The following is a 14,751-nucleotide window of genomic DNA, read 5'->3' as shown; positions in this document are numbered from 1 at the left end:
AGCTACGCCATAATGCGCGCCGAGATCAAAGGAGCATCCAATGAGCAGCACTGCAAACATTGCTGAAGGCGAAAAAATTCTTATCGTTGACGACGATCCGGGGCTCAGCAGCCTGCTGGAACGCTTTTTCGTCAGCAAGGGCTACCGCGCCCGCGCCGTACCGAACACCGAACAAATGGATCGCCTGCTGGCGCGTGAAGTGTTCAACCTGGTCGTCCTCGACCTGATGCTGCCCGGCGAAGACGGTCTGACCGCCTGCCGCCGTCTGCGCGGCGCGAACAATCAGATTCCGATCATCATGCTCACCGCCAAGGGCGACGAGCTGAGCCGCATCAAGGGCCTGGAACTGGGCGCCGACGATTACCTGGCCAAGCCGTTCAACCCGGATGAGCTGATGGCTCGCGTCAAAGCGGTCCTGCGCCGTCAGTCGGCGCCGGTGCCGGGTGCGCCGGGCAGCGAAGACGAAAGCGTGACCTTCGGTGACTACGAACTGTCGCTGGCGACCCGCGAACTGAAACGCGGTGACGAAGTGCACATGCTCACCACCGGTGAGTTTGCGGTGCTCAAGGCATTGGTCATGAACGCGCGTCAGCCACTGACTCGCGACAAGCTGATGAACCTGGCCCGTGGCCGCGAGTGGGATGCCCTGGAGCGTTCCATCGACGTGCAGATCTCCCGTCTGCGCCGGATGATCGAGCCTGATCCGTCCAAGCCGCGTTACATCCAGACTGTCTGGGGCGTGGGCTACGTGTTCGTTCCGGATGGCGCCGCCACCAAGTGATCGGCGATTTGTAGGAGCGGGTCGTGCGGATGATGTTGTCCGCAGACTCGCGATCCGCAATATGCGAGCATCGCTCGCTCCTGCAAGTGTGTAGCGGTTATTCATGAAAACCCCGGTTTGGTTCCCCCAGAGTTTCTTCTCCCGCACCCTGTGGCTGGTGCTGATTGTCGTCCTGTTTTCCAAAGCGCTGACCCTGGTTTATCTGTTGATGAACGAAGACGTGCTGGTGGATCGTCAATACAGCCACGGCGTCGCCCTGACGCTGCGCGCCTATTGGGCGGCCGATGAAAACAATCGCGACAAGATTGCCGAAGCCGCGACCCTGATCCGGGTGGTGGGCACCGGCGTGCCGGAAGGCGAGCAACACTGGCCTTACAGCGAGATCTATCAGCGGCAGATGCAGGCCGAACTCGGCGCCGACACCGAGGTGCGATTACGCATGCACTCGCCGCCAGCGCTGTGGGTCCGGGCGCCGAGCCTGGGCGATGGCTGGCTGAAAGTACCGCTGTATCCGCATCCTTTGCGTGGCCAGAAAATCTGGAACGTGCTCGGCTGGTTCCTTGCCATTGGTTTGCTGTCCACCGCCTCGGCGTGGATCTTCGTCAGTCAGCTCAATCAACCCTTGAAGCGCCTGGTCTATGCCGCCCGCCAACTTGGCCAGGGTCGCAGCGTTCGTTTGCCGATCAGCGACACACCGAGCGAGATGACCGAGGTGTACCGCGCGTTCAACCAGATGGCCGAAGACGTCGAACAGGCTGGCCGCGAGCGCGAGCTGATGCTGGCCGGGGTGTCCCATGACCTGCGGACACCGCTGACTCGTTTGCGCTTGTCACTGGAACTGATGGGCGACCACAGCGACCTGACGGACGACATGGTCCGCGACATCGAGGACATGGACGCGATTCTCGACCAGTTCCTCGCGTTCATCCGCGATGGCCGCGATGAATCGGTGGAAGAGGTGGACTTGAGCGATCTGGTCCGCGAAGTCGCCGCGCCGTTTAACCAGAATGAAGAGAAAGTACGCTTGCGTCTGGAGCCGATTCAGCCGTTTCCGCTGCGTCGCGTGTCCATGAAACGGTTGCTGAACAACCTGATCGGCAATGCGCTGCATCACGCCGGCAGCGGTGTTGAGGTGGCGGCTTATGTGTCCGGGGATGTCAGCGCCCCGTATGTGGTGCTGAGCGTCATGGACCGTGGGGCGGGGATTGATCCGTCGGAGCTGGAGGCGATCTTCAACCCGTTTACCCGTGGGGATCGCGCTCGCGGTGGCAAAGGGACCGGGTTGGGTCTGGCGATCGTGAAGCGGATTGCTTCGATGCATGGCGGGAATGTTGAGCTGCGCAATCGTACTGGTGGCGGGCTGGAAGCGCGGGTGCGGTTGCCGTTGGGGTTGATGCTGCCTCGGGATGCGGTTTAACAACTGAGATCTTCAGTGGGGCTGATGGCCTCTTCGCGGGCAAGCCTCGCTCCTACATGGATTTATGATCACTGTAGGAGCGAGGCTTGCCCGCGAAGACGGCATCACTGCCGCCACTTATTCAGGATCAGCCCTTACCCTTGGTCCGAGTCATATTCGGCCCACCATTCTTCTCAAGATGCTCAATGATGATCCCCGCCACATTCTTCCCGGTGGTGGTTTCAATCCCCTCCAGCCCCGGCGACGAATTCACTTCCATCACCAACGGCCCGTGATTCGAACGCAGAATATCCACACCCGCCACCGCCAGTCCCATCACCTTCGCAGCGCGTAATGCAGTCATGCGTTCTTCCGGCGTGATCTTGATCAGGCTGGCGCTGCCACCGCGATGCAGGTTGGAACGAAACTCCCCAGGCTTGGCCTGACGCTTCATCGCTGCAATCACCTTGTCGCCGACCACGAAGCAGCGGATGTCCGCACCGCCGGCTTCCTTGATGTATTCCTGAACCATGATGTTCTGCTTGAGGCCCATGAACGCCTCGATCACCGATTCCGCCGCTGTCGCGGTTTCGCACAGCACCACGCCGATGCCCTGGGTGCCTTCCAGTACCTTGATCACCAGCGGCGCGCCGTTGACCATGTCGATCAGGTCGGGAATGTCATCCGGAGAGTGGGCAAACCCGGTGACCGGCAAACCGATCCCACGGCGCGAGAGCAATTGCAGCGAACGCAGTTTGTCCCGCGAGCGGGCAATGGCCACCGATTCGTTAAGCGGGAACACCCCCATCATTTCAAACTGACGCAGCACCGCGCAGCCATAGAACGTTACCGATGCACCGATCCTGGGGATCACCGCATCGAAACCTTCCAGCGGCTTGCCGCGGTAGTGGATCTGCGGTTTGTGGCTGGCAATGTTCATGTAGGCGCGCAGGGTGTCGATCACCACCATTTCATGGCCACGCTCGGTACCGGCTTCGACCAGACGACGAGTGGAATACAGACGCGGGTTCCGCGACAGCACAGCGATCTTCATGCAACACCTGTGGAGGAGGTAGATACCGGGAACACCGGCTTGTCTTGTACATATTTAATGCCCGGATTGACCACCAGTTGGCCATCGATCAGGGCTTTGGAACCGAGAAGCAGGCGATAACGCATGGACTTGCGGCAGGCGAGGGTGAACTCGACGGGCCAGACCCGATCACCGAGGGCCAGGGTGGTGCTGACCACGTAACGCTTCTGCGCCTGGCCGTTGGAGCTCTTGATGGATTTCATCGTCACCAGCGGTGCTTCACAGCGTCGGTGTCGCAACTGCACTACCGTGCCCAGGTGCGCGGTGAAGCGCACCCACTGTTCGCCGTCGCGCTCGAACGGCTCGATGTCAGTGGCATGCAGGCTGGAGGTGCTGGCACCGGTGTCGATTTTTGCCCGCAGGCCCGCAACTCCCAAACCCGGGAGCGCCACCCACTCGCGCAGACCGACAACGGTCAAATGGTCAAATGTCTTCAAAGGTACTCAACCGGTGGATACCGCCGGGGCCGCACGCGGCCGGATTCGCGGTATTCACGCAGAATAATGGTTAAAAGGCGACAGATATCTACAGCCCGGAATTCCACCCCTGCAAGCGAGGTGTGGCGTGCGCATTGTAGTACGGGTCGGTGGAAATCCTGGCACGACAGAAACGGTAGTACAGTTCACCAATATTTCAGAATGAGGAAATTCCATGGCACAAAAAAGCGAAGAGGACGACAAGGTCCGTCTCGATAAGTGGTTGTGGGCCGCGCGTTTTTATAAAACACGTGCCTTGGCGAAAGCGGCGATTGAAAGTGGCAAGGTGCATTGCCGGGGTGAGCGTTGCAAGCCGGGCAAAGAGCCGCGGATCGGCGACGAGTTTCAGATTCGCGCAGGGTTCGAAGAGCGCACGGTGGTGGTCCAGGCGTTATCGATCGTGCGCCGTGGTGCGCCGGAAGCTCAGACCTTGTACGCCGAAACCGAAGCCAGCATCGCCAAGCGCGAAGCGGCTGCGGCGATGCGCAAGGCGGGCTCGCTGGGCGTGAGCACTGACGGCAAACCAAGCAAGAAGCAGCGGCGGGATCTGTTTAAATTTCGTGGGAGCAGCAACGACGAGTGAGGCTGTTGCTTCTGCGTTGTCTGGGCTGACGCTATCGCTGGCAAGCCAGCTCCTACAGGAGATTGCGTTACGTTTGAACGACGCGGTCACTGTAGGAGCTGGCTTGCCGGCGATCGAGTGCGCAGCACTCGCCCTCCAACGAAAAAATCGGGCGCTACGCACCATATTTCTCCGACGACTAGCATCCCCAACCACCGCATCGAACGGTCGCAGACTTGCAATTACCCGAATGCGCAGCCATATCGGGTGAATCGCCAGCGGCGAATCGAGTGGATGGAAAGCCACTCGTCGAAAATCACACACAGCCTCTGACCTGTAGGCCATAACCAGAAGGCCAGCAGCGCCAGCGGCACAAAGTTGCACAGCGCTACCGGCAGACGTTCCACCTTGCTTGGAACAAAACCGGATTGTTCATAAAATGCCTCCCATGGCTGAACAGTGCGCACCAAAACGGTGCTGCAGAGGCGCAATTTTTCGTTTGTAACCTTTTATCATTTACTTCAGATACCCAGACCTATGACCGATCTACCGGATACCGACTACACCCAACGCTTCATCTTCGATGACAGCGACACCCGCGGCGAGCTGGTTTCGTTGGAGCGCAGCTACGCCGAGGTCCTTGCCAAACACTCGTATCCGGAGCCGGTCGCGCAACTGCTTGGCGAACTGATGGCCGCGGCATCGTTGCTGGTCGGCACCTTGAAGTTTGATGGTCTGCTGATTCTTCAGGCGCGGTCCGACGGCCCGATCCCGTTGCTGATGATCGAATGCTCCAGCGAACGTGACATCCGTGGTCTGGCCCGTTACGAGGCCGACCAGATCGCCCCTGACGCCACACTCGCCGACCTGATGCCCAACGGCGTATTGGCGCTGACCGTCGACCCGACCGTGGGCCAGCGTTATCAGGGCATCGTCGACCTGGATGGCGAAACCCTCTCGGAATGCTTCACTAACTACTTCGTGATGTCGCAACAGGTGGGCACACGTTTCTGGCTGTACGCCGATGGCCGTCGCGCCCGTGGCCTGTTGCTGCAGCAACTGCCCGCCGACCGCCTGAAAGACGAAGAAGAACGCGCCGCCAGCTGGCAGCACATCACCGCGCTGGGCAGTACCCTGACCGCCGATGAATTGCTCGGTCTGGACAACGAAACCGTGCTCCATCGCCTCTACCACGAAGAGCAGGTCCGGCTGTTCGATGTGCAGAAATTGCGCTTCCGTTGCAGTTGCTCGCGCGAACGTTCTGCCAATGCTCTGGTCAGTTTGGGTCTGGAAGATGCGCAGAGCCTGGTCGTCGAACACGGTGGCAACATCGAGGTCGACTGTCAGTTCTGCAATGAACGTTACCTGTTCGACGCCGCCGATATTGTTCAATTATTCGCCGGTGCGGGCGTCGACACGCCGTCAGATACCCGTCACTAAAACGGTTCAGCGCAGGTAAATTCACTGGAAAGTGCCGGAATAACGCCGTTACGACGGGAGGGCCCTACTTTTTTTGGGCGTTTCTGGCATAATCCGGCCCACTTTTTTCGCGGTAGTAGTGCACGACTTTCTACTACAAAACGTTTGGAGCACTCGGCCACTGGCCGACGGGGAACCTCATGACGCAAGCCAATAACGCCGTGTACACCGATCTGAGTGTTGATGATCTGGTTAAAGAAGCCCTGAATCGCGGTGAAGGCGAGCTTGCCGATACCGGCGCGCTGGTTGTTCGCACCGGTCACCGTACCGGTCGCTCGCCAGTCGATCGTTTCATCGTTGAAGAGCCGACCACCCAGGCCGCTATCGCCTGGGGCCCGATCAACCGCAAGTTCCCGGCCGACAAGTTCGATGCCCTGTGGGCTCGCGTCGAGGCGTTCAACAACGCGCAAGATCATTTCGTTTCCCACGTGCATGTAGGCGCGGCCGAAGATCACTACCTGGCCGTGAAGATGACCACCCAGACTGCCTGGCAGAACCTGTTCGGTCGTTGCCTGTTCATCAACCCGGCCCAGTACAACCCGGCGGGTCGTGCTGAGTGGCAAGTGCTCAACGTTGCCAACTTCGAATGCGTGCCAGAGCGTGACGGCACCAACTCCGACGGTTGCGTGATCATCAACTTCGCACAGAAGAAAGTGCTGATCGCCGGCATGCGTTACGCCGGTGAAATGAAGAAAGCCATGTTCTCGGTGCAGAACTTCCTGCTGCCTGCCGCTGACGTACTGCCGATGCACTGCGCCGCCAACATCGGCGAAGCGGGCGACGTGACCCTGTTCTTCGGCCTGTCCGGCACCGGTAAAACCACCCTGTCGGCCGACGAAAGCCGTTACCTGATCGGTGACGACGAACACGGCTGGGGCGAAGGCGTTGTCTTCAACATCGAAGGCGGTTGCTATGCCAAGTGCATCGACCTGTCCGAGAAGAACGAGCCGGTCATCTGGAAAGCCATCAAGCACGGCGCAGTCCTGGAAAACGTCGTGATCGACGACGCCAAGCACGCCGACTACGCCGATGTCAGCCTGACCCAGAACAGCCGCGCCGCCTACCCGCTGGAGCACGTTGCCAAGCGTTCCGAGAAGAACCTCGGTGGCGAGCCAAACGCTGTGATCTTCCTGACCTGCGACCTGACCGGCGTTCTGCCGCCAGTGTCGATCCTCAGCGAAGAACAAGCGGCCTACCACTTCCTGTCCGGCTACACCGCACTGGTGGGCTCGACCGAAATGGGTTCCGGCAGCGGCATCAAGTCGACCTTCTCCACCTGCTTCGGCGCACCGTTCTTCCCGCGTCCGGCCGGCGAATACGCAGAACTGCTGATCAAGCGCATCCGCGGCTTCGGCTCCAAGGTCTACCTGGTCAACACCGGCTGGACCGGCGGCGGCTACGGCGTCGGCAAACGCTTCAACATCCCGACCACTCGCGGCGTCATCGCAGCGATCCAGAGCGGCGCGTTGATCGGTGCTGAAACCGAACACCTCGACACCATCAACCTCGACGTGCCACTGGCCGTACCGGGCGTTGAAACTGGCCTGTTGAACCCACGTAACACCTGGGCTGACAAGGCTGCTTACGATGAAGCGGCTAAAGCACTGGCCGGGTTGTTTGTTGAGAACTTCAAGAAGTTCGAAGTGAGCGACGCGATCAAGGCTGCTGGGCCGAAGTTGTAAGATTGGTTTGATGTAATGAAAAAGCCGCCCTTTGGGGCGGCTTTTTTGTGGGTAACGCATTACCTGTAGGAGCCAGCTTACTGGCGATAAACCCAAGTGCGCCGCGTTTATCCAGACAGCACGCGTTATCGTTAACCACCATCGCCAGCAAGCTGGCTCCTACAGGTATTGGATTCCGTAAGGTGCCTTTTTTGTGGGGACGGCTCAGGTTTTCAGGTGCAAAACGAACGCGCCCACCAACACCAGAACCACGCCAAGCACCTGTAACTTTGCCAGCCTTTCCTTGAAGAATACGTATCCCAGAATCGCCGCGATTCCTCCGGACAGTGTGCTGATCACCGTTACCACCGAAACCGATCCTGCCACCGCGCCCCAGGCGAAAGAAGAAAACCCACCCAGGTTCATCAAGCTGGCGCCGGTCAGCGTCATGCAGTTTTTCAACGGTGGAATTTTCAGTCCGTCCTCGATCCTCAGGACGATAACCACCAGCACGATCAGACCAACCAGATAGGCGAGCCAAAGCATCGTTACCGGACCAAGGACCGGAAGCACAAAGTGGCCTTGCAGCCAGAAACTGGTGCCATAGAAAACCGCGGCCAGCAACGCATAGGCAATCGAGCTACTGGCTTGAGTGGTGTGTGGGATTTTCGAGTCGGAATGGATGCTGGAGAGAATCACCCCGATCACGCACAGAGCAATGCAAAGCAGCTGAATCAGGCTGATCTGCTCACCTCCGGCCCAAGACAGCAACGTCGTCACTACCCCGTAGGAAGTTACCAGCGGCGCAACGATGGACGCTTTGCCGAGGGCAAAGGCTTTGGACAACGCGAGGGCACCAGACACCGTCAGCACGGCGGCGACAATGCCGAACAGCCAGACAGTGAGTGACGCCGACATCGATTTGAGGATGAACGCGGGGAAGGCAATCAACAGCAGGCTCATGATGCTGAACCCCAGCGCCTGACCGAAATACACCGCGCGTTTGACGCCCACTGCGCGGGCATTCAACCCCACCAGAAAATCCGTGCCGCCCCACAGTAAGGCGGCGAGTAAACCCATCAGTACGTCCACGCTATGTCCTTATAGGTGTGTGCTGCGGACGTTAGAAGCCTTCCAGCGTCTGAGTGTCCCAGCGTCGGGCCTTGATGGCCTGGTAGAGCATGCCGATGGTAAGCGGGACTTTGTCGCCACGCCCCTTGGCCCTGCGTTTGAGGAAGACATCGTAGCCTTCGGGTTGGAAGTAGCGATAGGCGTCGTAATCGATGAGGTCGATGGCGAACTGTTCTTCCAGTGCTTCCATCAGGTTTTGAGCATCGGCACCGTCGCAGCCCAGGTCGAAGTTGATCGAGGTGGTGAGGCTGATGGTTTTGCGTTCGGGCAGGCCGAGTTCCTCGTGCAGCAGCTGCATGAGCAGGTGCATGGTGTGGTCGTCGGGGAAGTTGGAGGCGAGGTTCATTCGGGGGCGTCCGGTTGGGCTTGGGCGGATCTTATTTGTCGTCAGGTTTGCTGGGAAGGGCATGAGCAGATTGTGACGGATTGTCTTCCCGGTATTTGGCGAGCACTCCCTCTCGCGTAGGAAGTGGAGTGAGGATGTCCTCTGGCGACGTGTCGAATCCTGCGAGGCGCAGGCAAGCCAGCTCCCACAAGGGCGCGGCTTACCTGTTAGCGCTTAGCGTCAGGCAGGCGCTTTCCAGCCCAGCATGCGTTGTTGGGCGACTTTTAGCAGGTCGCAGCCGTCCTGGGTCAGGAGGTAGAGCGCGTGGGTGATGTGGGGGATGTCTTCTAGATCGCCTTGCTCAAAGGATTGGCAGTGCAGGGTTCGGAGCAATTCGCTGGAGGCTCGGATGCGCTGGAGGGCGGCTTCGAGGATGTCTTGCGGGTTGGCTTCTGTGTCGATGATCAGGGGTGGGGAATCGGTGAGGTTGGTTTGGAGTGGGCGGTAGCGATCGGTGAGCGGGTTCCAGGTATTTTTCATTTTATTCATCCTCAAATGCATCATGCAAAACCGCCATCATCGTGACCAAGCGATGGGAGGCGGACTGTGTTCGGGTTGGTCAACCGGTGAGGATATACGCATAACCCGGCACGCCCGAAGGCGTCCCAAACACAGCCACCATATAGGGTGCAGACACAGAGGTGCCGGCAGCATACAACGGAGGCTGATGCGTTATCCATTCGGGTGACCAAGCCCGAGTCGCTGATTTGCAGCGACGGTCCGACTATAGGTGCGAGCCACCGGTTGGCGATAGGCGATAAGGTGTCTTCTGTTGTAGGACCGGGATGAAGCTTTGATAGGGCGTTGCCTACGGAGTTATCCCCAGCCGAAATTTTTAGTCAGGTACACCGCGTTATCGTTCTTCGCGGGCGAGCCTCGCTCCTACAGAGGGGCTGGGGGCATTAGCCGGCGGTGAGTTTTGGGAGGCGTTGGCGGGCGATGTCGAGGAGTTCGTTGCCGTCCTGGGTCAGCAGGTAGAGGGCGTTGACGATGTTGGGGATGTCGCTTGCGTCTGCCTGTTTGAAGCACAGGCAATACAGGGTTTCGAGCAGGTCGCTGGCGGCGTGGATGCGTTGGCGGGCGGCGTCGAGGATTTCGTGTGGGTCGGCCTCGGTGTCGATGACCAGGACCGGGGTGTCGCTGTAGCTGCTTTTGAGGGGGCGGTAGCGATCTTGCATCGAGGGGCAGTCCTTTGGGAAGTCGGGCAGGCCGACACACTGTTTCAGCCGCGCCGAAAACTATGAAGGGGACGGCGGGCTGCGGCAATACAGCCGCAATCGACAGAGTGTGTAGGGGATTTACTGGTCTTCGGGCATTGGCCCTACGTGATTCCCGAGGTTTTTTTCACCGAAACCCCTACTGGTGAAATTTCCTACGTGTTTATCAGGCGCGACGCAGTAAACCTCTGTATGGTGCGCGCCAGAATCTGTAGGGCATTTCGAAAATGCCTGGTTAGGCACTTAAAGGGAATTAGGTATGCAGTGGCTACGTATGGCCTCGGTTTTGTTGTTGTGGGCGGGTGTTTGTCGTTTGACGGGCGCGGCCGACGCTGGCAGTTCGATGATGTTGGCCAACATGGCCCGCACCGGTTGGCCGGACGCCCTCACCACTCAGGCGAACATGGACACCGCGTCCCGTGCGGAGGTGTTGATGTTCGGCAAGGCGTTGCTGGCCAGCGAATCGCTGGACGAGCAGGGGCTGAAACAGCGTCTGGGCGTGCAGGCATTGAAGCTCAAGTCTGTGCGACAAGTGCGTGACGGGTTGTGGGATAGGTTGCTGACCACCTACCGCAACGCCAGTCAGAACTGCGACGGCGAACCGTTCTGCCCGCGTGTGCGAAGCGTCGCTGATTTGCGTCAGTTGGCGGCGGCGTTCACCGGCGAAATCAGCCCGGCCCATGCGGTGTGGGCGAGCAAGAGCCAGGTGTTTCATGAGCAGATGTTGAATGAGCAGCTGCGGGTGGCGGTGTTGGTGCCCTGAAGGGATCAACCATGATTTTTTGGTGAGGCCGCAGGCCTCATCGCTGGCAAGCCAGCTCCTACAAGGGGCAGGTGCGCCTATAAAATCGCTGTCCGCCGAAGCTCAACTGTAGGAGCTGGCTTGCCAGCGATGGCGATCTACCGGTCGCCATATTCCTCAACCCCCGCAATCCCCTCCGCGCCATCCGCTGTATCATCCCGTATCGTTTTTGCCCCCGACCTTTTCTCGACTCGCTGCGATCACCGGCTAGGCTTTGGGCTTCGCAGCGGTCAACGGAGTGACAGCTTATGCACAACACCCTGGAACAGGTTTTCGGTTATCCACAGTTTCGACCCGGCCAGGAGGCGGTGGTCAGCGCGGTGATGGCCGGGCGCTCGGCGGCGGCGATTTTCCCCACGGGTTCAGGCAAGTCCCTGTGTTACCAGATGTCGGCGGTGTTGCTGCCGCACCTGACGCTGGTGGTCTCGCCGCTGCTCGCGTTGATGCAGGATCAATTGGCGTTTCTGCAGCGCCATGGCATTTCGGCAGGCAGTATCGATTCGGCTCAAAGCCGCGATGACGCCGGTGACGTGATGGCCCGCGCCAAGTCCGGCGAATTGAAGATTCTGATGATTTCCGTGGAGCGCCTGAAGAACGAGCGCTTCCGCAATTTCTTGCAGCAAGTGCCTATCTCGCTGCTGGTGGTGGACGAGGCGCATTGCATCTCGGAGTGGGGTCATAACTTCCGCCCCGACTACCTCAAACTCCCGGATTACCAGCGTCAGTTCAACATTCCTCAAGCGCTGTTGCTGACTGCCACCGCGACCCCGAAAGTGATCGCCGACATGGAGGCGAAATTCGCCATTGCGCCGGAAGACGTGGTGACCACCGGTTTCTACCGGCCGAACCTCAACTTGTTGGTGGAACCGGTGCGTGGTCAGGACAAACGCCGACGCTTGGTCGAATGGATGAGCGAGCGTCCCAACCAGCCGAGCATCGTCTACGTCACGCTGCAGAAAACCGCTGAACACATCGCTGAGCACTTGGATCGCAACGGTATTCAGGCCGAGGCCTATCACGCCGGTTTACCCCACGAACAACGCGAAGCCATTCAGAAACGATTCATGGGTGGCCAGTCCAATTGCATCGTCGCCACCATCGCCTTCGGCATGGGCATCGACAAGAGCGACATCCGCAATGTGGTGCATTTCGACCTGCCCAAATCCATCGAAAACTACAGCCAGGAAATTGGTCGCGCCGGGCGTGACGGTCAGCCATCGGACTGCCTGGTACTGGCCAACCGCGACAGCCTCAACGTGCTGGAAAATTTCGTCTACGGCGACACGCCGGAACTGGAAGGCATCCGTCATGTGCTCGACGAATTGCAAGCCGCCGCACCCGAGGGGCATTGGGAGTTTCTGCTAGGGCCGTTGGCCGATCAGAGCAACATTCGCCAGTTGCCGCTCAAGACCTTGCTGGTGCAATTGGAGTTGCGCGGGATCATCGCCCCGCGTTACGCCTATTACGCTGAATATCGCTTCAAGTATTTGCTGGAGCCGGAAGACTTGCTCGCCCGCTTCGAGGGCGAGCGCAAGGATTTCGTCGCGGCCATCATCCAGACCTCCAGCCGCGCGCGGACCTGGGCGACGGTGAATTTCGATGCGCTGTACGAGCAGCATCAAGCCGAGCGCAATCGGGTGGTCAAGGCGTTGGATTACTTCCAGGAAAAGGGTTGGGTCGAGCTGGAAAGCAAGCAGATGACCGAGGTCTACAGCCTGCTGCAAACGGCATTCGACATTCAGGCGCTGAGTGCCGAACTGCATGATTGTTTCACCCGGCATGAACGCACCGAGATTGCGCGGATTCACGCCATGCTGGACCTGTTCGCCACTGACCACTGCCTGGGTAATCGCCTGGCCGAATACTTCGGTGACGAAAACTCGCCGCAGCAGTGCGGGCATTGTTCGGTGTGTCACGGGCATGTGGCGCGGCTGCCCGCACCGCCGGAGTTGCCGACGCTTGTGGATAAAAACTTCGAGGCGCTGTGTGGTGGATTTATCCACAGGCACGAGCAGCACACCGGCAGCATTCCTCCCGCTGAGCGGGTGACACGGTTTCTGTGCGGGATCAGTGTGCCGCTGTTTACCAAGCTCAAGGCACGGTCGATTCCGGGGTTTGCGGCGCTGGAAGAGTATCCGTATGGCGAAGTACGGACTTGGGTCGAGCAACACCTCTCAGGCTGAACCGTACCTGTGTAGGAGCCGGCTTGCTGGCGATGGCGGATTTACATTCAACATTGATTTTGACGGTGATGGCCTCATCGCGAGCAAGCTTGCTCCTACAGGGATGTCAGTGTCTGGCGGACGTGCATCCATCCGCTGAATGTCCCCCATCACAGGAATAAATTTCAAAAAAGCCGGGTGGCTGACTATGGTGGGGTCTGTCTTTGGATCGCCAACAAGAGAACAACCATGAGCCAGACACCGTTCAACATTCAGCGCGCTGCCGTCATCGGTGCGGGCACCATGGGCCGTGGCATTGTCATGTGCCTGGCCAATGCCGGGGTGCCGGTGCAGTGGGTCGATAACAATCCGCAGATGCTTGAGCAGGCACTGGCCAGCGTGGCTGAGACCTATGCGCACAACGTGCGGCAGGGAAGGATTGATCAGGCTGAAGCGGATGCGCGCATTGCACGGGTCACGGCGGCTGCCGATTACGCAGCGATCCGCGAGGTCGATCTGGTGATCGAGGCGGTTTACGAAAACCTCGAGCTCAAGCAGAGAATCTTCCGCGAGCTGGATGGCCTGCTCAAGCCCGAAGCCATATTGGCCAGCAACACGTCGGCGCTGGATATCGACGCCATTGCTGCCGCCACCCGCCGCCCGAAACAAGTCCTGGGCCTGCACTTCTTCAGCCCGGCGCACATCATGAAACTGCTGGAAATCGTTCGTGGCGCACAGACTTCACCGGCGGTGCTGGAAGCCGCGCTGGACCTGGGCAAGCGCATGGGCAAGGTCAGCGTGGTGTCGGGCAACTGCGAGGGTTTCATTGGCAACCGCATGCTCAAAACCTACGTGTTGGAAGCACGCAAGATGCTGCTTGAAGGCGCTTATCCCTATCAGGTGGATGCGGCGTTGCAGGGGTTCGGTTTCGCCATGGGGCCGTTCCGCATGTACGACGTGGTTGGTATCGACCTCGAATGGCGGGCTCGGGAGCTGGCGGGCAAGGGGCAGGATGCGCCGCAGGTTCAAGTGGATAACCGTCTGTGCGAACTGGGCCGTTTCGGGCAGAAGAGTGGCAACGGCTATTACCACTACGAAGCGGGCAGTCGCCAGGCTGAGCACGATGTGCAGGTGGATGCGCTGGTGCTGAAGGTCAGCGAAGGATTGGGTTTCCAGCGTCGCGAGATCGGGCCTGAGGAGATTCTGGAGCGCTGCTTGCTGGCACTGGTCAACGAGGGGGCGAAGATTCTTCAGGAAGGGATTGCGGCGTCGGCGCATGACATCGATCTGGTTTACCTCAACGGTTATGGTTTTCCGGCGGACAAGGGCGGGCCGATGGCCTGGGCGGATCAGCAGGGGTTGGTGGATATTCATCAGCGGCTACTGCAGCTGGAAACCAAACAGGGTGACCACTGGCAGCCGGCGCGGTTGATCGGGGAGTTGGCGGTGGTGGGCAAGGGGTTTGCTGATCGGTAAGTGGTGTATTGACCGTGGTGGCGCCATCGCTGGCAAGCCAGCTCCTACAAGGTCCTCGCTATCCTGTAGGAGCTGGCTTGCCAGCGATGATAGCGACACGGTCTACTGGCCATCCAACTTCAGGAACCGA

Annotated in this window: 14 protein-coding genes and 1 pseudogene; 8 read left to right on the top strand and 7 right to left on the bottom strand. The window is 59.4% G+C overall.

The genetic code is table 11. The features are described 5' to 3' along the window. Positions 1 to 40 precede the first annotated feature (40 nt). Together ompR and KGB27_RS10440 are read left to right on the top strand one after the other, a co-directional pair. Complete coding sequence (gene ompR / locus KGB27_RS10445) at positions 41 to 781, top strand: two-component system response regulator OmpR (protein WP_008032260.1); 741 nt, start codon at positions 41 to 43, stop codon at positions 779 to 781. A gap of 103 nt (positions 782 to 884) precedes the next feature. Further along, positions 885 to 2,198: an ATP-binding protein gene (locus tag KGB27_RS10440; protein ID WP_192226739.1), complete on the top strand. Its 1,314-nt coding sequence runs from the start codon at positions 885 to 887 to the stop codon at positions 2,196 to 2,198. Positions 2,199 to 2,325: 127 nt separating this feature from the next. Here KGB27_RS10440 and rimK read toward each other — a convergent pair whose 3' ends face one another. Together rimK and KGB27_RS10430 are read right to left on the bottom strand one after the other, a co-directional pair. Continuing rightward, positions 2,326 to 3,231 (bottom strand): 30S ribosomal protein S6--L-glutamate ligase, encoded by a 906-nt coding sequence (gene rimK / locus KGB27_RS10435; protein WP_007949201.1) that lies wholly within the window; start codon positions 3,229 to 3,231, stop codon positions 2,326 to 2,328. Further along, complete coding sequence (locus KGB27_RS10430) at positions 3,228 to 3,674, bottom strand: ATP-dependent zinc protease (protein WP_177318178.1); 447 nt, start codon at positions 3,672 to 3,674, stop codon at positions 3,228 to 3,230. The genes rimK and KGB27_RS10430 overlap by 4 nt, the downstream gene beginning before the upstream one ends. A 247-nt stretch (positions 3,675 to 3,921) precedes the next feature. Between KGB27_RS10430 and KGB27_RS10425 the strand changes: the two genes are divergently transcribed. Next, positions 3,922 to 4,329 (top strand): RNA-binding S4 domain-containing protein, encoded by a 408-nt coding sequence (locus KGB27_RS10425; protein ID WP_008025063.1) that lies wholly within the window; start codon positions 3,922 to 3,924, stop codon positions 4,327 to 4,329. 186 nt (positions 4,330 to 4,515) lie between these two features. Here KGB27_RS10425 and KGB27_RS10420 read toward each other — a convergent pair. After that, positions 4,516 to 4,744: pseudogene (locus KGB27_RS10420) on the bottom strand (phosphoesterase); the annotation flags it as partial. Between the two features lie 101 nt (positions 4,745 to 4,845). On the opposite strand from KGB27_RS10420, the gene hslO reads away from it, so the two are divergent. After that, positions 4,846 to 5,748 (top strand): Hsp33 family molecular chaperone HslO, encoded by a 903-nt coding sequence (hslO, locus tag KGB27_RS10415; RefSeq protein ID WP_207285584.1) that lies wholly within the window; start codon positions 4,846 to 4,848, stop codon positions 5,746 to 5,748. A gap of 179 nt (positions 5,749 to 5,927) precedes the next feature. Then, on the top strand, positions 5,928 to 7,469 hold the full coding sequence (locus KGB27_RS10410; protein WP_008025058.1) for a phosphoenolpyruvate carboxykinase: 1,542 nt from the start codon (positions 5,928 to 5,930) through the stop codon (positions 7,467 to 7,469). Between the two features lie 204 nt (positions 7,470 to 7,673). Here KGB27_RS10410 and KGB27_RS10405 read toward each other — a convergent pair whose 3' ends face one another. The 4 genes from KGB27_RS10405 to KGB27_RS10385 form a co-directional block, all read right to left on the bottom strand. Beyond that, positions 7,674 to 8,528 carry an EamA family transporter gene (locus tag KGB27_RS10405; RefSeq protein WP_223434946.1) on the bottom strand — a complete coding sequence of 285 codons (855 nt, stop codon included), beginning with the start codon at positions 8,526 to 8,528 and terminating at the stop codon, positions 7,674 to 7,676. Between the two features lie 43 nt (positions 8,529 to 8,571). Continuing rightward, complete coding sequence (locus tag KGB27_RS10400) at positions 8,572 to 8,925, bottom strand: DUF1493 family protein (protein ID WP_223554288.1); 354 nt, start codon at positions 8,923 to 8,925, stop codon at positions 8,572 to 8,574. 219 nt (positions 8,926 to 9,144) lie between these two features. Beyond that, positions 9,145 to 9,444 (bottom strand): hypothetical protein, encoded by a 300-nt coding sequence (locus KGB27_RS10390; protein WP_411736700.1) that lies wholly within the window; start codon positions 9,442 to 9,444, stop codon positions 9,145 to 9,147. A gap of 422 nt (positions 9,445 to 9,866) precedes the next feature. Further along, positions 9,867 to 10,142, bottom strand: coding sequence for a hypothetical protein (locus KGB27_RS10385; protein ID WP_008025051.1), 276 nt, complete (start codon positions 10,140 to 10,142; stop codon positions 9,867 to 9,869). 298 nt (positions 10,143 to 10,440) lie between these two features. Here KGB27_RS10385 and KGB27_RS10380 point away from each other — a divergent pair, with 298 nt between their 5' ends. The 3 genes from KGB27_RS10380 (at position 10,441) to KGB27_RS10370 (ending at position 14,621) form a co-directional block, all read left to right on the top strand. Continuing rightward, positions 10,441 to 10,944 (top strand): hypothetical protein, encoded by a 504-nt coding sequence (locus tag KGB27_RS10380; RefSeq protein WP_008040133.1) that lies wholly within the window; start codon positions 10,441 to 10,443, stop codon positions 10,942 to 10,944. A gap of 287 nt (positions 10,945 to 11,231) precedes the next feature. After that, the gene (locus KGB27_RS10375; RefSeq protein ID WP_223554283.1) at positions 11,232 to 13,166 is read left to right on the top strand and encodes an ATP-dependent DNA helicase RecQ; all 1,935 of its coding nucleotides are present in this window, start codon (positions 11,232 to 11,234) and stop codon (positions 13,164 to 13,166) included. Between the two features lie 228 nt (positions 13,167 to 13,394). Next, positions 13,395 to 14,621: a 3-hydroxyacyl-CoA dehydrogenase gene (locus tag KGB27_RS10370; protein WP_223554280.1), complete on the top strand. Its 1,227-nt coding sequence runs from the start codon at positions 13,395 to 13,397 to the stop codon at positions 14,619 to 14,621. Positions 14,622 to 14,751: the final 130 nt, after the last annotated feature.

Source organism: Pseudomonas sp. BF-R-01 (genome assembly GCF_019946615.1).
Taxonomy (GTDB): domain Bacteria; phylum Pseudomonadota; class Gammaproteobacteria; order Pseudomonadales; family Pseudomonadaceae; genus Aquipseudomonas; species Aquipseudomonas migulae.
The sequence above is the reverse complement of the archived record's forward strand: the minus strand, read 5'-3'. Positions and strand labels throughout refer to the sequence as shown.

Excerpts from the sequence above, each read along its gene's own strand:
- ompR (WP_008032260.1), top strand. The coding sequence starts at position 41 with ATGAGCAGCACTGCAAACATTGCTGAAGGCGAAAAAATTCTTATCGTT.
- KGB27_RS10440 (WP_192226739.1), top strand. The coding sequence starts at position 885 with ATGAAAACCCCGGTTTGGTTCCCCCAGAGTTTCTTCTCCCGCACCCTG.
- rimK (WP_007949201.1), bottom strand. The coding sequence starts at position 3,231 with ATGAAGATCGCTGTGCTGTCGCGGAACCCGCGTCTGTATTCCACTCGT.
- KGB27_RS10425 (WP_008025063.1), top strand. The coding sequence starts at position 3,922 with ATGGCACAAAAAAGCGAAGAGGACGACAAGGTCCGTCTCGATAAGTGG.
- hslO (WP_207285584.1), top strand. The coding sequence starts at position 4,846 with ATGACCGATCTACCGGATACCGACTACACCCAACGCTTCATCTTCGAT.
- KGB27_RS10410 (WP_008025058.1), top strand. The coding sequence starts at position 5,928 with ATGACGCAAGCCAATAACGCCGTGTACACCGATCTGAGTGTTGATGAT.
- KGB27_RS10405 (WP_223434946.1), bottom strand. The coding sequence starts at position 8,528 with ATGGGTTTACTCGCCGCCTTACTGTGGGGCGGCACGGATTTTCTGGTG.
- KGB27_RS10400 (WP_223554288.1), bottom strand. The coding sequence starts at position 8,925 with ATGAACCTCGCCTCCAACTTCCCCGACGACCACACCATGCACCTGCTC.
- KGB27_RS10390 (WP_411736700.1), bottom strand. The coding sequence starts at position 9,444 with ATGAAAAATACCTGGAACCCGCTCACCGATCGCTACCGCCCACTCCAA.
- KGB27_RS10385 (WP_008025051.1), bottom strand. The coding sequence starts at position 10,142 with ATGCAAGATCGCTACCGCCCCCTCAAAAGCAGCTACAGCGACACCCCG.
- KGB27_RS10380 (WP_008040133.1), top strand. The coding sequence starts at position 10,441 with ATGCAGTGGCTACGTATGGCCTCGGTTTTGTTGTTGTGGGCGGGTGTT.
- KGB27_RS10375 (WP_223554283.1), top strand. The coding sequence starts at position 11,232 with ATGCACAACACCCTGGAACAGGTTTTCGGTTATCCACAGTTTCGACCC.
- KGB27_RS10370 (WP_223554280.1), top strand. The coding sequence starts at position 13,395 with ATGAGCCAGACACCGTTCAACATTCAGCGCGCTGCCGTCATCGGTGCG.